This window comes from Streptomyces sp. LARHCF249 (genome assembly GCF_052871255.1).
Map to the genome: position 1 here is coordinate 97,154 of NZ_JBIXJQ010000002.1, position 15,389 is coordinate 112,542.

Consider the following 15,389-nt stretch of genomic DNA (forward strand, 5'->3'; position numbering starts at 1 on the left):
CGCATAGTGCAGTTGTAAGGAACAAGTCAAGGTCTGTCTTTTCTTTCGACTCTCCGGTCAAATGTCGTCACTTGAGACGCGCGCCGCGCGGAACCCCCCGCTCCTATGGAGCCGTTCCGACCGTCCATGCGGCCGCGGGAGGGGAACGACATCAAGTGACCAGCAATTCCGCCAGACGGCGTGCGCTTCGTACCGCCGCCGTCGCCGTGACCATGGCCGCCTGCGCGAGCAGCGCCACCTTCTTCACCGTCGCCTCGGCCCAGGCCGACGACAGGGGCCCGACCGCCCCCGCGGCCGACCACCAGGACCCGACCGCTCCTTCCAAGGTGGTCGAGCACAACCTCCAGGGCCCGTTCAGCGAGCAGCAGGCGCAGCAGCGCAAGGCCGCCCTGGAGCAGGTGCTGACCGGCAAGAAGGACGTCGAGCAGCGCGGGGCCTCCAAGGTCGTCAAGCTCGACGAGAGCAAGTACGTCGAGCTCGGCCGCGAGAAGACCGACAAGATCTTCACGATCCTCGTCGAGTTCGGCGACCAGGTCGACAACACGACCATGTTCGACCCGGACGGCCCCGGCCCGAAGCCGGCCGTCCCGAAGTACGGCGGCACCCCCGGCCCGGCGCACAACACGATCGCCGAGCCGGACCGCACCAAGGACAACAGCACCGCCTGGCGCAAGGACTTCAGCCGCGACTACTTCCAGGAGCTGTACTTCGGTACGGGCCAGGGCAAGCACTCGCTGAAGACCTACTACGAGAAGACCTCCTCGGGCCGCTACTCGGTCGAGGGCGAGGTCTCCGACTGGGTCAAGGTCCCGTACAACGAGGGCCGTTACGGCTCCAACTACTGCGGCCAGACCAACTGCGCCAACGTGTGGGACACCGTCAAGGACGGCGTCACCGCGTGGACGGAGGCCCAGAAGAAGGCCGGCAAGACCGACGCCGAGATCAAGGCGCAGCTGGCCCAGTACGACCAGTGGGACCGCTACGACTTCGACACCGACGGCAACTTCAACGAGCCCGACGGCTACATCGACCACTTCCAGATCGTCCACGCGGGCGAGGACGAGTCGGCCGGCGGCGGCGTGCAGGGCACGAGCGCGCTGTGGGCGCACCGCTGGTACGCCTACGGCACCGCGGCGGGCAAGACCGGCCCGGACAACAACAAGGCCGGCGGCACCCAGATCGGTGACACCGGCATCTGGGTCGGCGACTACACGATGCAGCCGGAGAACGGCGGCCTCGGCGTCTTCGCGCACGAGTACGGCCACGACCTGGGCCTGCCGGACCTCTACGACACCTCCGGCGGCGGCGAGAACTCCGTCGGCTTCTGGTCCCTGATGTCGGCCGGCTCCTGGCTCGGCACCGGCAAGGACTCCATAGGCGACCTCCCGGGCGACATGACCGCCTGGGACAAGCTCCAGCTGGGCTGGCTGAACTACGACACGGCCAAGGCCGCGACGAAGTCCACCCACAAGCTGGGCGTGGCGGAGTACAACACCAAGGACAAGCAGGCGCTGGTCGTCGAGCTGCCCAAGAAGCAGGTCACCACCGAGGTCGTCGCTCCCGCCGAGGGCGCCTCGCAGTGGTGGAGCAACATGGGTGACGACCTCAAGAACACCCTCACCCGCTCCGTGGACCTGACGGGCAAGACGTCCGCCGCGCTGTCCCTCAAGGGCTGGTGGGACATCGAGGCCGACTACGACTACCTCTACACCGAGGTGTCCACCGACGGCGGCGCCAACTGGACCGCCCTCGCGGGTACCGCCGACGGCACGGCCATCCCGGCCGACGCCTCCGGCAGCCCGTCGCTGACCGGTGTCTCGGGTGCCTGGCAGAACCTGAACTTCCCGCTCGACGCCTACGCGGGCAAGAAGATCGACCTCCGCTTCCGCTACCAGACGGACGGCGGCGCGGGCGGCAAGGGCTTCACCGCCGATGCCGTCACCCTGACCGCGGACGGCGCCGCGCTGTTCACCGACGGCGCCGAGAACGGCGACAACGGCTGGACCGGCAAGGGCTTCTCGCGCATCGGCGCGGGCTTCACCAAGGAGTACGCGCAGTACTACCTGGCCGAGAACCGCCGCTACGTCTCGTACGACTCCACCCTCAAGGTGGGCCCGTACAACTTCGGCTTCGGCACCACCCGTCCGGACTGGGTCGAGCACTACCCGTACCAGGACGGTCTGCTGATCTGGCAGTGGGACACCTCCCAGAAGGACAACAACACCAGCCAGCACCCGGGCCAGGGTCTGATCCTGCCGATCGACGCCAACGCCAAGCCCATGAAGTGGGCGGACGGCACCCTGCTGCGGAACAAGATCCAGCCGTACGACGCCGCCTTCAGCGCGTACTCCACGGACGCGTTCACGCTGCACAAGAACGGCGAGTCGCTGTTCCTGAAGCCGAAGCCCGCCCAGCTGGTCTTCGACGACCGCAAGGGCAAGTACTACTACGACGAGAACCCGACCGGCTCGGTGAAGGTCACTGACACCAACACCAAGATCAAGATCGCCAAGGAGACCTACGACGGTCTCGTCATGACGGTCGAGGTCGGCCCCTCCTCGAAGTAATTCGATAAAATCGCAGGTCAAAGCATGATCGGCCGTCGCCCTCTAGCGGGCGGCGGCCGATCGCGTTTAGATGCGTGGTGCGAGTTTCTTATTGACGGGGGAGATGACAGCCATGCCCGGTGGAGGTTTCGTCAGATTGCCAGGCGGCAGCGTGGTGGTCGCGCTCACGCTGCCGAGGCCCTCGGGAGAGGGCGGGAACGTGCGCGTTCTGGTGCACGCCGCGAACCGGGCCCGCGCCCTGACCAGGCTGCGGAACCTCGGCATGCGGGCGGTGTACCTGCGGGGCAACGCGCAGCCGCCGACCCCGGACGAGGTCACGGCCGTCCTGCACCACCCGGACGGCCTGCTCTGGCGCTGCGCGCCCGACATCGAGGACGAGCTCTGGCACCCGATCCGGGCTCTGCTGGGCACCTAGGCGGGTCCGGGAGGGCCTAGGCGGGGCCCGGGCGGGCCTGGGCGCCCACGAGGACGACCCCGGCCGCCCGGAGCTCGTCCAGGGCGCGGGCGGTGGTGTGGGGGGCCACGGCGGCCGTCAGGTCCAGCAGCACGCGGGTGGCGAAGCCGGCGCGGGCGGCGTCGAGGGCGGTGGCCCTGACGCAGTGGTCGGTGGCGATGCCGACGACGTCCACCTCGGTGACGTGCCGGTCCCGCAGCCAGCGGGCGAGCTCCGTCCCGTTCTCGTCGGTCCCCTCGAACCCGCTGTACGCGGCCTCATGCGCGCCCTTGTCGAAGACGGCGGCGACCGCGCCGGACGCGACGGCGGGGGCGAAGTTCGGATGGAAGCCGACGCCCTCGGTTCCGGCGACGCAGTGGACCGGCCAGGAGGTCTCGTAGTCCGGCTCGGCCGGGGGGCGGGCGAAGTGGCTGCCCGGGTCGATGTGGTGGTCCCGGGTGGCGACCACGTGCCGGTAGCCGGGGGTGGCCTGCCCGATGAGCTCGGTGACGGCGGCGGCGACGTCGGCTCCGCCGGTCACTGCGAGGCTGCCGCCCTCGCAGAAGTCGTTCTGTACATCGACGACGATCAGTGCGCGGTGCATGACGTGTCCTTCGGCTCAGTGTCCATGATGCGGCCGGCGGGCCCTGCGGGGCTCTCTCCCCCACCCCGCCCCTTCCCGAAACCGGGGCGGAGCCCCGGGAGCGGACCCGCAGGGCTACGCGTACTCCGTCGGGATCACGGCCTCGCCCCGCGAGAGCTGCGTCGCCGACAGGGGGAGCCCCGCGCGGGCGGCCCGGTGGCGGTCGCGCGCGGCCTCCAGCGGCTCGCGGGCGATCACCTCGCCGGCCTTGACCAGCTGTATCAGCAGCTGCTGGTCCGCCAGGGCCGACGGCACCGGTCCGGTCCCGACCACCTCCGCCTCGGCGACACCCTCGGAGTCCAGCCGCCGCGCCGCCCACTTGCGGCCGCCGATCGAGGTCTTGCCGCCCGTGGACTTCTTCGCGACCGGCGCCAGCGCGGCCTTCGGGTCCGCCGACGTCGCCCGCGCCACCAGCTTGTAGACCATCGAGCACGTCGGGTGCCCGCTGCCCGTCACCAGCTGGGTGCCCACTCCGTACGCGTCCACCGGAGCCGCCGCCAGCGAGGCGATGGCGTACTCGTCCAGGTCCGAGGTGACCACGATCTTCGTCCCCGCGGCCCCCAGCTCGTCCAGCTGCTGCCGCACCCGGTGGGCCACCAGCAGCAGGTCGCCCGAGTCGATCCGGACCGCGCCCAGCTCCGTCCCGGCCACCTCCACGGCCGTCCGTACCGCCTCGGCGACGTCGTACGTGTCCACCAGCAGGGTGGTCCCGCTGCCCAGCGAGGCCACCTGCGCCGTGAAGGCGTCCCGCTCGCTGTCGTGCAGCAGGGTGAAGGCGTGGGCGCTCGTGCCGACCGTCGGGATGCCGTACCGGAATCCGGCCGCCAGGTCCGAGGTGGAGGTGAAGCCGCCGACGTACGCGGCGCGGGACGCGGCCACGGCGGCCAGCTCGTGCGTGCGCCGGGCGCCCATCTCGATCAGCGGCCGGTCGCCGGCCGCCGAGGACATCCGGGAGGCGGCCGCGGCGATCGCCGAGTCGTGGTTCAGGATCGACAGGATCACGGTCTCCAGCAGCACGCACTCGGCGAAGCTGCCCTCGACGCGCAGGATCGGCGAGCCGGGGAAGTAGACCTCCCCCTCCGGATAGCCCCAGATGTCGCCGGAGAACCGGTACGAGGCCAGCCAGTCCAGGGTCCGCATGTCGACGACGGCCCGCTCGCGCAGGAAGTCCAGCACCGCGCCGTCGAAGCGGAAGTTCTCCACCGCGTCGAGCACCCGGCCGGTTCCGCCGACCACGCCGTAACGGCGTCCCTCGGGCAGCCGCCGGGTGAACACCTCGAAGACCGAGCGGCGGTCGGCGGTGCCGTTCGCCAGGGCGGCTTGCAGCATCGTCAGCTCGTAATGGTCCGTGAAGAGCGCTGTCGACGGCACGTCCACCGGCAGCCCCAGGTCCGCAGGGTTCATGCCTGGGATGCTAGCGCACATTTCGTCAAAGTGACGAGATGTAGGGCCCGTTTGTGCGACGGACCCGTCACGGTGGCAGCATGGGACAAGTGAGTGTTGCTCCCATTGAGATCGAACGCACCGAGTCGGCCGAAGAGACCTTCGCGGTCCCGGAACCCGACGTCCCCTGGGTGACCCTGGTGCACAACGACCCGGTCAACCTCATGAGCTACGTGGAGTACGTGTTCCAGGCCTACTTCGGCTATTCGAAGGACATCGCGCACAAGCTGATGCTCGACGTCCACCACAAGGGGCGGGCGGTCGTGTCGAGCGGCACCCGCGAGGAAATGGAGCGCGACGTGCAGGCCATGCACGGCTACGGCCTGTGGGCGACCCTCTCCCAGGACCGCACCTGATGGGCGGCACGTTCCAGCCCCTGAAGGGCGGCGGCGCCGCCATCGCGCTCGACGAGATCGAGATCTCGATCCTGCGCTCCCTGGCCGTCCAGCTGCTCGAGCTGATCGGCCCCGGCGAGCCCGAACCCGCCGAGGACGCCGACCCGCTGGCCGCGCTGTTCGCCTCCGACGGCCCCACCGAGCCCCCGTCGGACCCGGCACTGGCCCGGCTCTTCCCCGACGCCTACGGGAGCCCGGACGGCCCCGGCCCCAAGGAGGACGCCGAGGAGCTGCGGGCCCGCTCGGCGGAGTTCCGCCGCTTCACCGAGAACGACCTCCGCACCCGCAAGCGGGAGGACGCGCTGGCCGTCGTGCACAGCCTGGACCGGCTCACCCCGGCCGGCGACGGGGCGGCGGTGCTCGAGCTGACCGGGGAGCTGCCGCTGCGCTGGCTCGGCGCGCTCAACGACCTGCGCCTGACCCTCGCGGCCCGCCTCGACATCACCGAGGACGACGAGAGCGCGGTGCTGTTCCGGCTCCCGGACGACGACCCGCGCAAGCCGATGGTGATGGCGTACCTCTGGCTGGGCGGCCTCCAGGAGACCTTGATCGAAACGCTCTGAAGGTCCCCGGAACACGGCCGCGTTCGCTCAGCGGACGCTCAAATCCGGATAACGATCAGATCACCGCGATGCGGTGGTCTGATCCATTTCGGGACCTCTGTCCTGAATTCACCGTGCCCTGCGTCACATTTCCCTCCCTCGGTCACCCGTAAGCACGTGATAAATCTTCACGACCGCCGCCGGGACGCCACCCATGTCCCGCGGCCTGCTTGAACCGGCGGACCGCCGGCGTGCAACTCCATCCGTATCCGGGGGGATCGAGGACCCGATCCGCAGCCAGCAGAAGGCGCGGGTCGGCGTGGAGAAAGGCGCACCAGACATGACCTCTGTGCAGGTCGAGCAGCACGGCAAGACGCCCGGTGAGGGCACGCAGGGCGAGGGTGGCGAGGGCTACCACCGCACACTCGGCGCCCGCCAGATCCAGATGATCGCGATCGGCGGAGCCATCGGCACCGGCCTCTTCCTGGGCGCCGGCAAGGCGATCTCCAAGGCCGGCCCGAGCCTGATCCTGGCCTACGCGATCGCGGGCCTGGTCATCTTCTTCATCATGCGGGCCCTGGGCGAGCTGCTCATGTACCGCCCCGTCGCGGGATCGTTCTCGGACTACGCCCGCGAGTTCCTGGGCCCCTTCTGGGGGTACGTGACCGGCTGGACCTACTGGCTCTTCTGGGTGGTCACCGGCATCACCGAGGTCACCGCGGCCGCGCAGTACATGGCGTACTGGACCCACGACAGCTTCCCGCAGTGGGCGTACGCGCTGATCTTCACCGTCATCCTCTACGGCGCCAACCTGATCTCCGTGAAGCTCTTCGGTGAGCTGGAGTTCTGGTTCTCCATGGTCAAGGTCACCGCCATCGTCGGCATGATCCTGATCTGCGCCGGCATCCTCACCATCGGGTTCTCCGACGCCGCCGACACCGCGACCGTCAGCAACCTGTGGAACGACGGCGGCTTCTTCCCCAAGGGCCTCGGCGGCACGCTGATGACCCTGCAGATCGTGATGTTCGCCTTCCTCGCGGTCGAGCTGGTCGGCGTCACCGCCGGCGAGTCCAAGGACCCCGAGAAGACCCTGCCCAAGGCCATCAACACCGTGCCGTGGCGCATCGCCGTCTTCTACGTCGGCGCGCTGATCATGATCCTGTCGGTCGTCCCCTGGACGCACTTCCAGCCGGGCGTCTCGCCCTTCGTCGCCGCCTTCGAGCGCATGGGCCTGGGCGTCGGCGCCGCGATCGTCAACTTCGTCGTGCTGACCGCGGCCCTTTCCTCCTGCAACTCGGGCATGTACTCCACCGGCCGCATGCTGCGCGACCTGGCGCTCAACGGCCAGGGCCCGAAGTTCTTCACCAAGCTGACCAAGAGCGGCACCCCGCTGATCGGCACCACGTTCTCCGCCGCGCTGATGCTGGTGGGCGTCTGGATCAACTACGTCGCCCCGGGCAAGGCCTTCGACTACGTCGTCTCCTTCGCGACCATCTCCGGCATGTGGGCCTGGATCATGATCCTGGTCTGCCAGCTGCGCTACCGTGCCAAGGCCGACCGCGGCGAGCTGCCGCAGTCCGCCTTCCGCGCGCCGGGCGCCCCGTGGACGAGCTGGTTCGCCCTGCTCTTCATCGGCATGGTCATCGTGATGATGGGCATCGACAAGGACGCCCGCGTCTCGCTCTACTGCGCCCCGCTGTGGGGCCTGGTCCTGGGCCTGTCCTACCTGGCCCTGAAGTCCCGCAACCCGCGCGGCGCCGCCTTCACCAAGGCCTCCTGAACCAGGCCTTCCCGGCTGAGCTTGTCCAGGATATGGGCCCTCCCGTACCACTCCTCGGTACGGGAGGGCCCGTCTGCTTATCCTGTCGCTCATGCTGACCCTCACCCAGGCCCTGTACGACCAGATCGTCGAGCACGCCCGCCAGGACCACCCCGACGAGGCGTGCGGCGTCGTGGCCGGACCGGCGGGCACCGGCCGTCCCGAGCGCTTCATCCCGATGCTCAACGCGGCCCGCTCGCCGACGTTCTACGAGTTCGACTCGAAGGACCTGCTGAAGCTCTACCGCGAGCTGGACGACCGCGACGAGGATCCGGTGATCGTCTACCACTCGCACACCGCGACCGAGGCCTACCCCTCCCGCACCGACGTCACGTACGCGAACGAGCCCGAGGCGCACTACGTGGTCGTCTCGACGGCGGACAAGGACGGCCTCGGCGAGTTCCAGTTCCGTTCGTACCGGATCGTCGAAGGCGTGATCACCGAGGAAGAAGTGCGGGTCGTAGAGGCCTACTGACCAGCATGTGAGCACAAACCGTCCGCGATGCGGGATACCACTCCAAACGGGGGACCTGGAATCGTTAACATGACCGCATGGTTTCCCACGACGTGAGCATCGAGACGCCCGGCAGGCTGCTGCTCGTGGCGCGGCTGCACGTCGACCTGTGCCGCCTCGCCAGCGCGATCTGTCCCGCCGTCTGAGCACCAGAGCACCAGAGCCCACTGTGCGCGGGGGCCGACGAACCGCGCGCCTGCACGTACTCGTGTACCGACGTACTCACGCCCTCCCTCACGACTGGAGCCAGCCATGGCCATCGAGGTCCGCATCCCCACCATCCTCCGCACCTACACCGACGGCGAGAAGGCCGTGTCCGGTGAGGGCGCCACCCTCGCCGACCTGTTCTCCGACCTGGAGACCCGGCACAAGGGCATTCGCGAGCGACTCGTCGACGAGGCAGCCGCGGGCCAGCTGCGCCGCTTCGTGAACGTCTACCTCAACGACGAGGACGTCCGCTTCCTCGACGGCATCTCCACCCAGCTGAAGGACGGCGACCACGTCACCATCCTTCCGGCCGTGGCCGGCGGCGCTGTCTGATGCGTTACGACTCCCCGCTGGCAGCGGTGGGCAACACGCCGCTGGTCCGGCTGCCCCGGCTGTCGCCCTCGGACGACGTCCGCATCTGGGCGAAGCTCGAGGACCGCAACCCCACCGGCTCGATCAAGGACCGCCCGGCGCTCCACATGGTCGAGCAGGCGGAGAAGGACGGCCGGCTGTACCCCGGCTGCACGATCCTTGAGCCCACCTCGGGCAACACCGGGATCTCCCTGGCGATGGCGGCCAAGCTCAAGGGCTACCGGATCGTCTGCGTGATGCCGGAGAACACGTCGCAGGAGCGGCGCGACCTGCTGGCCATGTGGGGAGCCGAGATCATCTCGTCGCCGGCGGCGGGAGGGTCCAACACCGCGGTGCGGGTGGCCAAGGAGCTGGCGGCGGAGCACCCGGACTGGGTGATGCTCTACCAGTACGGCAACCCGGACAACGCGGGCGCCCACTACGCCACCACGGGCCCGGAGGTCCTCGCCGACCTCCCGTCGATCACCCACTTCGTGGCGGGCCTGGGCACGACCGGCACCCTGATGGGCGTCGGCCGCTACCTGCGCGAGAACGTCCCCGGCATCAAGATCGTCGCGGCGGAGCCGAGGTACGACGACCTGGTGTACGGCCTGCGGAACCTGGACGAGGGCTTCGTCCCGGAGCTGTACGACGCCTCCGTGCTCACCACCCGCTTCTCGGTGGGCTCGGCGGACGCGGTCACCCGGACCCGCGAACTCCTCCAGCTGGAGGGCATCTTCGCGGGCGTCTCCACCGGGGCCGCGCTGCACGCGGCGATCGGCGTCGGCCGCAAGGCCGTGGCCGCCGGCGAATCGGCGGACATCGTCTTCGTCGTGGCCGACGGCGGCTGGAAGTACCTGTCGACGGGCGTGTACACGGCCGCCACCACGGAAGAGGCCATCGAGGTCCTCCAGGGGCAACTCTGGGCGTAGCCCGGCTCCTCCCCTCTTCCGCGGATCCCGAGCCCGCTTCCCCTCCACCGGGGGAGCGGGCCGCGGCATTTCCGGGCGACATCGCCCGAATGGCCCACGGAGGTCGCCGGGACGGTGGTACGGGCCGAGGCTGAACGTGCCCGACCGACCCTACAGAGAGGGTGGTGGCTCGATGACGACCACTCCCAACCCCGCGGCCCCCGGCACTTCCGGTACGCCTCCTCCTTCGGGGAGCGCTTCCGGCTGGGCGGCGGGAGGCTCGATGTTCGCCGCCGTCCTGATGATGATCAGCGGCGTGTTCGCGATCTTCGAAGGCATCGCCGCGCTCGCCAAGGACGACGTCATCTGGCGGGTCCGCGGCTACACGTTCAAGTTCGACCTGACCGCCTGGGGCTGGATCCACCTGATCCTCGGCATCGTCGTCCTGATCGTCGGCATCGGAGTCCTCAAGGGCACGCCGTGGGGGCGGGCCCTGGGCGTCGCCCTGACCGGCGTCATGATCATCTTGCACTTCCTGTGGCTGCCCTACCAGCCGTTCTGGTCCCTGATCACCATCGCGCTCGGTGTCTTCGTGATCTGGGCCCTGTGCGTCGACCGCAGCCCCGGCGCCCTCTGACCCCCAAGGGCCCGCCGCGGGCCGGGACGCCGATGGGGCATCCCGGCCCGCGGCGGTCACCCGGGCCCCGCGCCCAGCAGCTCCGCAAGGATCGCCGCGTGGCTCGACTCCGGGTCCTTCACCGCGGTCAGGAGCGTCAGCGGCCCGGCCGCGGCCAGGCCCCGCAGGCGGTCCAGCTCCGCCACCGCGTCCGGCTCCGCCAGCTCCGCCTCGTACCGCTGCCGGAACTCCCCGGCGGAGCCGCCCGCGTGGAACCACTTGCGCAGCTCCGTCGACGGCGTCACCTCCCGCGGCCATTCGTCCACCGCCGCCGCCTCCTTCGCCAGCCCCCGCGGCCACAGCCGGTCCACGAGCACCCGGACCCCGTCCGCCCCCGGCTCCGGGGTGTCGTAGATCCGCCGGATCCGGATCACCGTCCGCCTCCCAGGCCCTTGATCTCGTCCCACACCGCCGGATCCAGCATGCCCACCCGCCTGTCGAACTCCCACAGCGACACTTCCTCCGGCCGGTCCGCCTCCAGGAAGCCCGCCCGACCTCCGGCCCCCACCGTCCCCGGGGGCAGCGGGATCACACCGGCCCGCCGGTCGTCGTACTTCCCGCTGATCCACGCGACCCGCGCCCGGTGCCCCCGTACCTGCTCGACCGCCATCACCAGGCAGATCCGGCCGTCCGCCAGGTACCACAGCTCACCCGCCCGGGGCCTCGGCGGCGGCCCGGGACCGTGCGCGGGCGCGGGCCTGGCCCGGCGGGGAAGCCACAGCCGCCCTCCGGCGAACAGAGCCACCAGCGCCACGACCACGACCGCGGCCACCGCGGGCCACCAGGACGTGTCCATGTTTCGACCGTAGCCGTGCGGGAACGCCCCGGCATGGCAACGTGTGGCAACGCCTGTGCCCACCGTCGCTCCCCCGGGTGACAGCACAGGTGATTCCCCCCACAACGGCCCGCCGCGGAGGAGCGACCAGTCGTTTCGCGCCTTACGCTCAACCCACGCACGGCCCGCATTCCGTCCACGGACCGTCCACGGAGGTTCACGCTCCATGAAGCTCACCGTCGTCGGCTGCTCGGGCTCGTTCCCGTCCGCGGAATCGGCCTGTTCGAGCTACCTCGTCGAGGCCGACGGCTTCCGGCTGCTCCTCGACATGGGCAACGGCGCCCTCGGCGATCTCCAGCGCCACATCGGTCTCTACGACCTCGACGCGATCTTCCTGAGTCACCTGCACGCCGATCACTGCATCGACATGTGCGCCTACTTCGTCGCCCGCTACTACCGGCACGAGGGCGGCCGCTGCGGCACCATCCCCGTCTACGGCCCCGAGGGCACCGAGAAGCGCCTGACCACCGCCTACGACGACGTCCCCGACGAGCGCTCGATGAGCGAGGTCTTCGACTTCCGCACCCTGAAGTCCGGCACCTTCGAGATCGGCCCCTTCCAGGTCCGCACCGAGCGCGTCAGCCACCCCGTCGAGTCGTACGGCATCCGCGTCGAGCACGGCGGCCGCTCGCTCACGTACTCCGGCGACACCGGAACCTGTCCCGAGCTGGGCCTCCTCGCCGAGGGCACCGACCTCTTCCTCTGCGAGGCCTCCTTCACGCACGGCAAGGAGGACATCCCCGACCTCCACCTCAACGGCCGGGAGGCCGGGCAGTACGCCCAGGGCGGCGGGGTCGGCCGGCTCGTCCTGACCCACATCCCGCCGTGGACGGACCCCCAGCAGAACCTCGCCGACGCCCGCGCGGTCTACCCGGGCCCGGTCGACCTGGCCTACGCGGGCGCCGTCTACGAGGTCTAGGCCGCCTCTTCCGGATCCTGCCTGACCCGCGCCATGGCCTCGTACGAGCCGCCCGCCCGGGTTCGCCGTGCAGTGCCGACAGGCCGAAGCCCCCGCCTTTCGCAAGGAAAGGCGGGGGCTTCGGTGCTGATTGCGCGCCGTGCGGCTGAGGCCTACTTGGCCTCGGCCTTCTCCATCTCGGCGATCTCCTCGTCGGACTCGCGGCCCGGCGTCGGAAGGTTGAACTTGACGATCGCGAAGCGGAAGACCACGTAGTAGACCGCCGCGAAGCACAGGCCGATCGGGATGATCATCCACGGGTTGGTGGCGAGCTTCCAGTTCAGCAGGTAGTCGATCAGGCCTGCGGAGAAGCCGAATCCGTCGTGAACGCCCAGGCCCCAGGTGACGGCCATGGAGATACCGGTCAGCACCGCGTGCACTGCGTACAGGGCGGGGGCGAGGAAGAGGAAGGTGAACTCGATCGGCTCGGTGACACCCGTGATGAAGGAGGTCAGCGCGAGGGAGATCATCATGCCCATGACGGCCTTGCGGCGGGCGGGCTTGGCGCAGTGCGCGATGGCGAGCGCGGCGGCCGGGAGGCCGAACATCATGATCGGGAAGAAGCCCGACATGAACTGGCCGGCGGTCGGGTCGCCTGCGAAGAAGCGCGGGATCTCGCCGGTGACGATAGTGCCGTCAGCCTTGGTGAAGGTGCCGACCTGCTGCTGGAAGAAGGTGTTCAGGAACTGGTGCATGCCGACGGGGATGAGGCCGCGGTTGAACACGCCGTAGATGCCCGCGCCGACGGAGCCGAGGCCGATCAGCCAGTCACCGAAGTCGGCGAGGGCGGAGCCGACGGGCCCCCAGGCCAGGCCGAAGAACACGCCGAAGGCGGTGCCGACGAAGGCCATGATGATCGGGACCAGCCGGCGGCCGTTGAAGAAGCCGAGCCAGTCCACCAGCTTGGTGCGGTGGTACTTCTCCCAGATGATGGCGGAGACGAGGCCGACGATGATGCCGCCGAGCACGCCCGGGTCCTGGGGCTTGCCCTTGGGCAGCAGCTCGGTGACGGATCCGTCCATCGGGAACGCGGTCAGCACGTTCTTGTAGACGAGGAAGCCGACGAGCGCCGCGAGGGCCGTCGAGCCGTCGGCCTTCTTCGCGTAGCCGATGGCGACACCGACACAGAAGAGCAGGGCGAGGTTGGCGAAGACCGCGTCACCCGCGCTGGCGAAGACGCCGGCGACCTTGCCCCAGCCCAGACCGTCCTTGCCGAAGACGTCGTCCTGGCCCAGGCGCAGCAGGATGGCGGCGGCGGGCAGAACGGCGACGGGCAGCTGGAGGCTGCGGCCTACCTTCTGCATGCCCTGCATCACGCTGGAGCCCCGCTTCTTGGCGGGAGCGGCGGTTGCCGTACTCATCAACTTCCTCCAGTGGGCAAGGCGCCGCCAGGGAAACGGGGGACGGCGACGTCTCGGAAAGGGGGGATACGCGGGCCAGACAGGCCCGCGTGGTCTACACCAATAGGTGGTGTAGACCAGTTGTAACACGGTGAGGGATAGATAAGGAACCTTCGATTTCCTGTGGTCTACACCACATGGCGCGGCGATCGGCTCCACACCCGGGCGATCGGCCCTCCGGACATGGCCGAGGCCCCCGGATCCGAAGATCCGAGGGCCTGGGAGCAGGGCCGAAAGGCCCGGCCGGGGGCGGGCGGCGGCGGCTACGCCTTGAGGTTCTCCTTCTGCATCTCCTCGATCTCCTCGTCCGACTCCCGGCCCGGCGTCGGGATGTCGAACTTCGTGATCGCGAAACGGAAGACCGCGTAGTAGACGACCGCGAAACACAGGCCGATCGGAATGATCAGCCAGGGCTTGGTCGCCAGGCTCCAGTTGATGACGTAGTCGATCAGGCCCGCCGAGAAGCTGAAGCCGTCCTTCACTCCCAGTGCCCACGTCACCGCCATCGACACGCCCGTCAGCAGTGCGTGGATCACGTACAGCAGGGGCGCGACGAACAGGAAGGAGTACTCGATCGGCTCCGTGATGCCCGTGACGAAGGAGGTCAGGCCGACCGACAGCATCAGGCCGCCGACCTCCTTGCGCCGCAGCGGCTTCGCGCAGTGGGTGATCGCCAGCGCCGCCGCCGGGAGGGCGAACATCATGATCGGGAAGAAGCCGGAGAGGAACTGCCCGGCCTCCGGGTCCCCGTTGAGGAACATGGCGATGTCGCCGTGGACGACCGTGCCGTCCGGCTTGGTGTAGCTGCCGAACTGGAACCACACCGGGACGTTCAGGAACTGGTGCAGGCCGATCACCAGCAGCGCGCGGTTCGCGACGCCGAAGATGCCTGCGCCCCAGGCCCCCAGGCCCACCAGCCAGTCGGAGAAGCTCTCCAGCGCGTCACCGATCGGCGGCCAGATCCACAGGCAGAGCACGGCGAACGCGATCGCGACGAAGGCCATGATGATCGGGACCAGCCGGCGGCCGTTGAAGAAGCCCAGCCAGTCGACCAGCTTCACCCGGTGGTAGCGCTGCCAGAACCAGGCGGCCAGCAGGCCCATGACGATGCCGCCGAACACCCCCGGGTTCTGGAAGGCGTACTCGGAGAAGGTGTCGTCCGGCCCCAGGCAGCCGCCCCGGATGTCCTTGGTCCCCTCCGGGCAGCTCTTCGGGAAGGCCTGCAGCACGGCCCGGTAGACGAGGAAACCCACCGCCGCGGCCAGGGCGGTCGACCCGTCCGCCTTCTTGGCCATGCCGATCGCGACGCCGATGCAGAAGAGCAGCGGCAGACCGAGGTCCGCGTTCAGCAGCGCGCCGCCCGCGCTGGCCATCACCTTGGCCACGTTCGTCCAGCCGAGGCCGTCCGCGCCGAAGACGTCGTCCTGGCCGAAGCGGTTCAGGATGCCTGCCGCGGGCAGTACGGCGATCGGCAGCTGCAGGCTGCGGCCCATCTTCTGCAGGCCCTGGAACAAGCCGTTCCACCACTGGCGGCGTGGCTCTGCTGCGGCGCTGCTCGCGCTCATCGGCGTCCTCCCTGACCGGCCTCGTTTTGGCGGCGGCAGCACGTGCGGCACACTGGTGTAGACCAGTTGTGGGCAGGCTGCTGCTGATCGTCATCATTCGGCAGGCGGCAGTCATGTGCTCGCGTAGCTG

At 69.5% G+C, this 15,389-nt stretch carries 17 protein-coding genes; 11 read left to right on the forward strand and 6 right to left on the reverse strand.

Going from position 1 to position 15,389, the window contains the following annotated elements; genetic code table 11:
• The first annotated feature begins 212 nt into the window (after positions 1-212).
• Together ACIPUC_RS05255 and ACIPUC_RS05260 are read left to right on the forward strand one after the other, a co-directional pair.
• Positions 213-2,567: an immune inhibitor A domain-containing protein gene (locus ACIPUC_RS05255; protein ID WP_446587611.1), complete on the forward strand. Its 2,355-nt coding sequence runs from the start codon at positions 213-215 to the stop codon at positions 2,565-2,567.
• Between the two features lie 112 nt (positions 2,568-2,679).
• Positions 2,680-2,982: a hypothetical protein gene (locus ACIPUC_RS05260; RefSeq protein WP_446586869.1), complete on the forward strand. Its 303-nt coding sequence runs from the start codon at positions 2,680-2,682 to the stop codon at positions 2,980-2,982.
• Positions 2,983-2,998: 16 nt separating this feature from the next.
• Here ACIPUC_RS05260 and ACIPUC_RS05265 read toward each other — a convergent pair whose 3' ends face one another.
• On the reverse strand, positions 2,999-3,604 hold the full coding sequence (locus tag ACIPUC_RS05265) for an isochorismatase family protein (RefSeq protein WP_446586870.1): 606 nt from the start codon (positions 3,602-3,604) through the stop codon (positions 2,999-3,001).
• 114 nt (positions 3,605-3,718) lie between these two features.
• The gene (locus tag ACIPUC_RS05270) at positions 3,719-5,047 is read right to left on the reverse strand and encodes a nicotinate phosphoribosyltransferase (protein WP_446586871.1); all 1,329 of its coding nucleotides are present in this window, start codon (positions 5,045-5,047) and stop codon (positions 3,719-3,721) included.
• Positions 5,048-5,127: 80 nt separating this feature from the next.
• On the opposite strand from ACIPUC_RS05270, the gene clpS reads away from it, so the two are divergent.
• From clpS to ACIPUC_RS05310, 8 genes are all read left to right on the forward strand, one after another.
• A complete protein-coding gene (clpS, locus tag ACIPUC_RS05275) occupies positions 5,128-5,442 on the forward strand; it encodes an ATP-dependent Clp protease adapter ClpS (RefSeq protein WP_446586872.1) in 315 nt (104 codons plus the stop codon).
• Positions 5,442-6,044 carry a DUF2017 domain-containing protein gene (locus ACIPUC_RS05280; RefSeq protein WP_446586873.1) on the forward strand — a complete coding sequence of 201 codons (603 nt, stop codon included), beginning with the start codon at positions 5,442-5,444 and terminating at the stop codon, positions 6,042-6,044. The genes clpS and ACIPUC_RS05280 overlap by 1 nt, the downstream gene beginning before the upstream one ends.
• A gap of 319 nt (positions 6,045-6,363) precedes the next feature.
• On the forward strand, positions 6,364-7,803 hold the full coding sequence (locus ACIPUC_RS05285; RefSeq protein ID WP_446586874.1) for an amino acid permease: 1,440 nt from the start codon (positions 6,364-6,366) through the stop codon (positions 7,801-7,803).
• 91 nt (positions 7,804-7,894) lie between these two features.
• On the forward strand, positions 7,895-8,317 hold the full coding sequence (locus tag ACIPUC_RS05290; RefSeq protein ID WP_446586875.1) for a Mov34/MPN/PAD-1 family protein: 423 nt from the start codon (positions 7,895-7,897) through the stop codon (positions 8,315-8,317).
• 77 nt (positions 8,318-8,394) lie between these two features.
• On the forward strand, positions 8,395-8,502 hold the full coding sequence (locus tag ACIPUC_RS05295; RefSeq protein ID WP_312847437.1) for a putative leader peptide: 108 nt from the start codon (positions 8,395-8,397) through the stop codon (positions 8,500-8,502).
• A 106-nt stretch (positions 8,503-8,608) separates the two neighbouring features.
• A complete protein-coding gene (locus ACIPUC_RS05300) occupies positions 8,609-8,896 on the forward strand; it encodes a MoaD/ThiS family protein (protein ID WP_446586876.1) in 288 nt (95 codons plus the stop codon).
• Complete coding sequence (locus ACIPUC_RS05305) at positions 8,896-9,846, forward strand: PLP-dependent cysteine synthase family protein (RefSeq protein WP_446586877.1); 951 nt, start codon at positions 8,896-8,898, stop codon at positions 9,844-9,846. The genes ACIPUC_RS05300 and ACIPUC_RS05305 overlap by 1 nt, the downstream gene beginning before the upstream one ends.
• 172 nt (positions 9,847-10,018) lie before the next feature.
• Positions 10,019-10,462, forward strand: a complete 444-nt coding sequence (locus ACIPUC_RS05310) for a DUF7144 family membrane protein (RefSeq protein ID WP_446586878.1) — start codon at positions 10,019-10,021, stop codon at positions 10,460-10,462.
• 56 nt (positions 10,463-10,518) lie between these two features.
• Here ACIPUC_RS05310 and ACIPUC_RS05315 read toward each other — a convergent pair whose 3' ends face one another.
• Both ACIPUC_RS05315 and ACIPUC_RS05320 read right to left on the reverse strand, forming a co-directional pair.
• Positions 10,519-10,875 carry a DUF488 domain-containing protein gene (locus ACIPUC_RS05315; protein ID WP_446586879.1) on the reverse strand — a complete coding sequence of 119 codons (357 nt, stop codon included), beginning with the start codon at positions 10,873-10,875 and terminating at the stop codon, positions 10,519-10,521.
• On the reverse strand, positions 10,872-11,297 hold the full coding sequence (locus ACIPUC_RS05320; protein WP_446586880.1) for a hypothetical protein: 426 nt from the start codon (positions 11,295-11,297) through the stop codon (positions 10,872-10,874). Before ACIPUC_RS05320 ends, ACIPUC_RS05315 begins: the two co-directional genes overlap by 4 nt.
• Positions 11,298-11,502: 205 nt before the next feature.
• On the opposite strand from ACIPUC_RS05320, the gene ACIPUC_RS05325 reads away from it, so the two are divergent.
• Positions 11,503-12,255, forward strand: a complete 753-nt coding sequence (locus tag ACIPUC_RS05325; protein ID WP_446586881.1) for an MBL fold metallo-hydrolase — start codon at positions 11,503-11,505, stop codon at positions 12,253-12,255.
• A 152-nt stretch (positions 12,256-12,407) separates the two neighbouring features.
• Here the strand turns inward: ACIPUC_RS05325 and ACIPUC_RS05330 are convergent, their stop codons facing one another.
• Both ACIPUC_RS05330 and ACIPUC_RS05335 read right to left on the reverse strand, forming a co-directional pair.
• Positions 12,408-13,655 (reverse strand): PTS transporter subunit EIIC, encoded by a 1,248-nt coding sequence (locus ACIPUC_RS05330; RefSeq protein WP_446586882.1) that lies wholly within the window; start codon positions 13,653-13,655, stop codon positions 12,408-12,410.
• Positions 13,656-13,957: 302 nt separating this feature from the next.
• Positions 13,958-15,259 (reverse strand): PTS transporter subunit EIIC, encoded by a 1,302-nt coding sequence (locus tag ACIPUC_RS05335; protein ID WP_446586883.1) that lies wholly within the window; start codon positions 15,257-15,259, stop codon positions 13,958-13,960.
• Positions 15,260-15,389 lie beyond the last annotated feature (130 nt).

Bases quoted from the DNA above. Each gene is read 5' to 3' on its own strand.
- ACIPUC_RS05255 (WP_446587611.1), top strand. From the start codon at position 213: ATGGCCGCCTGCGCGAGCAGCGCCACCTTCTTCACCGTCGCCTCGGCC.
- ACIPUC_RS05260 (WP_446586869.1), top strand. From the start codon at position 2,680: ATGCCCGGTGGAGGTTTCGTCAGATTGCCAGGCGGCAGCGTGGTGGTC.
- ACIPUC_RS05265 (WP_446586870.1), bottom strand. From the start codon at position 3,604: ATGCACCGCGCACTGATCGTCGTCGATGTACAGAACGACTTCTGCGAG.
- ACIPUC_RS05270 (WP_446586871.1), bottom strand. From the start codon at position 5,047: ATGAACCCTGCGGACCTGGGGCTGCCGGTGGACGTGCCGTCGACAGCG.
- clpS (WP_446586872.1), top strand. From the start codon at position 5,128: ATGGGACAAGTGAGTGTTGCTCCCATTGAGATCGAACGCACCGAGTCG.
- ACIPUC_RS05280 (WP_446586873.1), top strand. From the start codon at position 5,442: ATGGGCGGCACGTTCCAGCCCCTGAAGGGCGGCGGCGCCGCCATCGCG.
- ACIPUC_RS05285 (WP_446586874.1), top strand. From the start codon at position 6,364: ATGACCTCTGTGCAGGTCGAGCAGCACGGCAAGACGCCCGGTGAGGGC.
- ACIPUC_RS05290 (WP_446586875.1), top strand. From the start codon at position 7,895: ATGCTGACCCTCACCCAGGCCCTGTACGACCAGATCGTCGAGCACGCC.
- ACIPUC_RS05295 (WP_312847437.1), top strand. From the start codon at position 8,395: ATGGTTTCCCACGACGTGAGCATCGAGACGCCCGGCAGGCTGCTGCTC.
- ACIPUC_RS05300 (WP_446586876.1), top strand. From the start codon at position 8,609: ATGGCCATCGAGGTCCGCATCCCCACCATCCTCCGCACCTACACCGAC.
- ACIPUC_RS05305 (WP_446586877.1), top strand. From the start codon at position 8,896: ATGCGTTACGACTCCCCGCTGGCAGCGGTGGGCAACACGCCGCTGGTC.
- ACIPUC_RS05310 (WP_446586878.1), top strand. From the start codon at position 10,019: ATGACGACCACTCCCAACCCCGCGGCCCCCGGCACTTCCGGTACGCCT.
- ACIPUC_RS05320 (WP_446586880.1), bottom strand. From the start codon at position 11,297: ATGGACACGTCCTGGTGGCCCGCGGTGGCCGCGGTCGTGGTCGTGGCG.
- ACIPUC_RS05325 (WP_446586881.1), top strand. From the start codon at position 11,503: ATGAAGCTCACCGTCGTCGGCTGCTCGGGCTCGTTCCCGTCCGCGGAA.
- ACIPUC_RS05330 (WP_446586882.1), bottom strand. From the start codon at position 13,655: ATGAGTACGGCAACCGCCGCTCCCGCCAAGAAGCGGGGCTCCAGCGTG.
- ACIPUC_RS05335 (WP_446586883.1), bottom strand. From the start codon at position 15,259: ATGAGCGCGAGCAGCGCCGCAGCAGAGCCACGCCGCCAGTGGTGGAAC.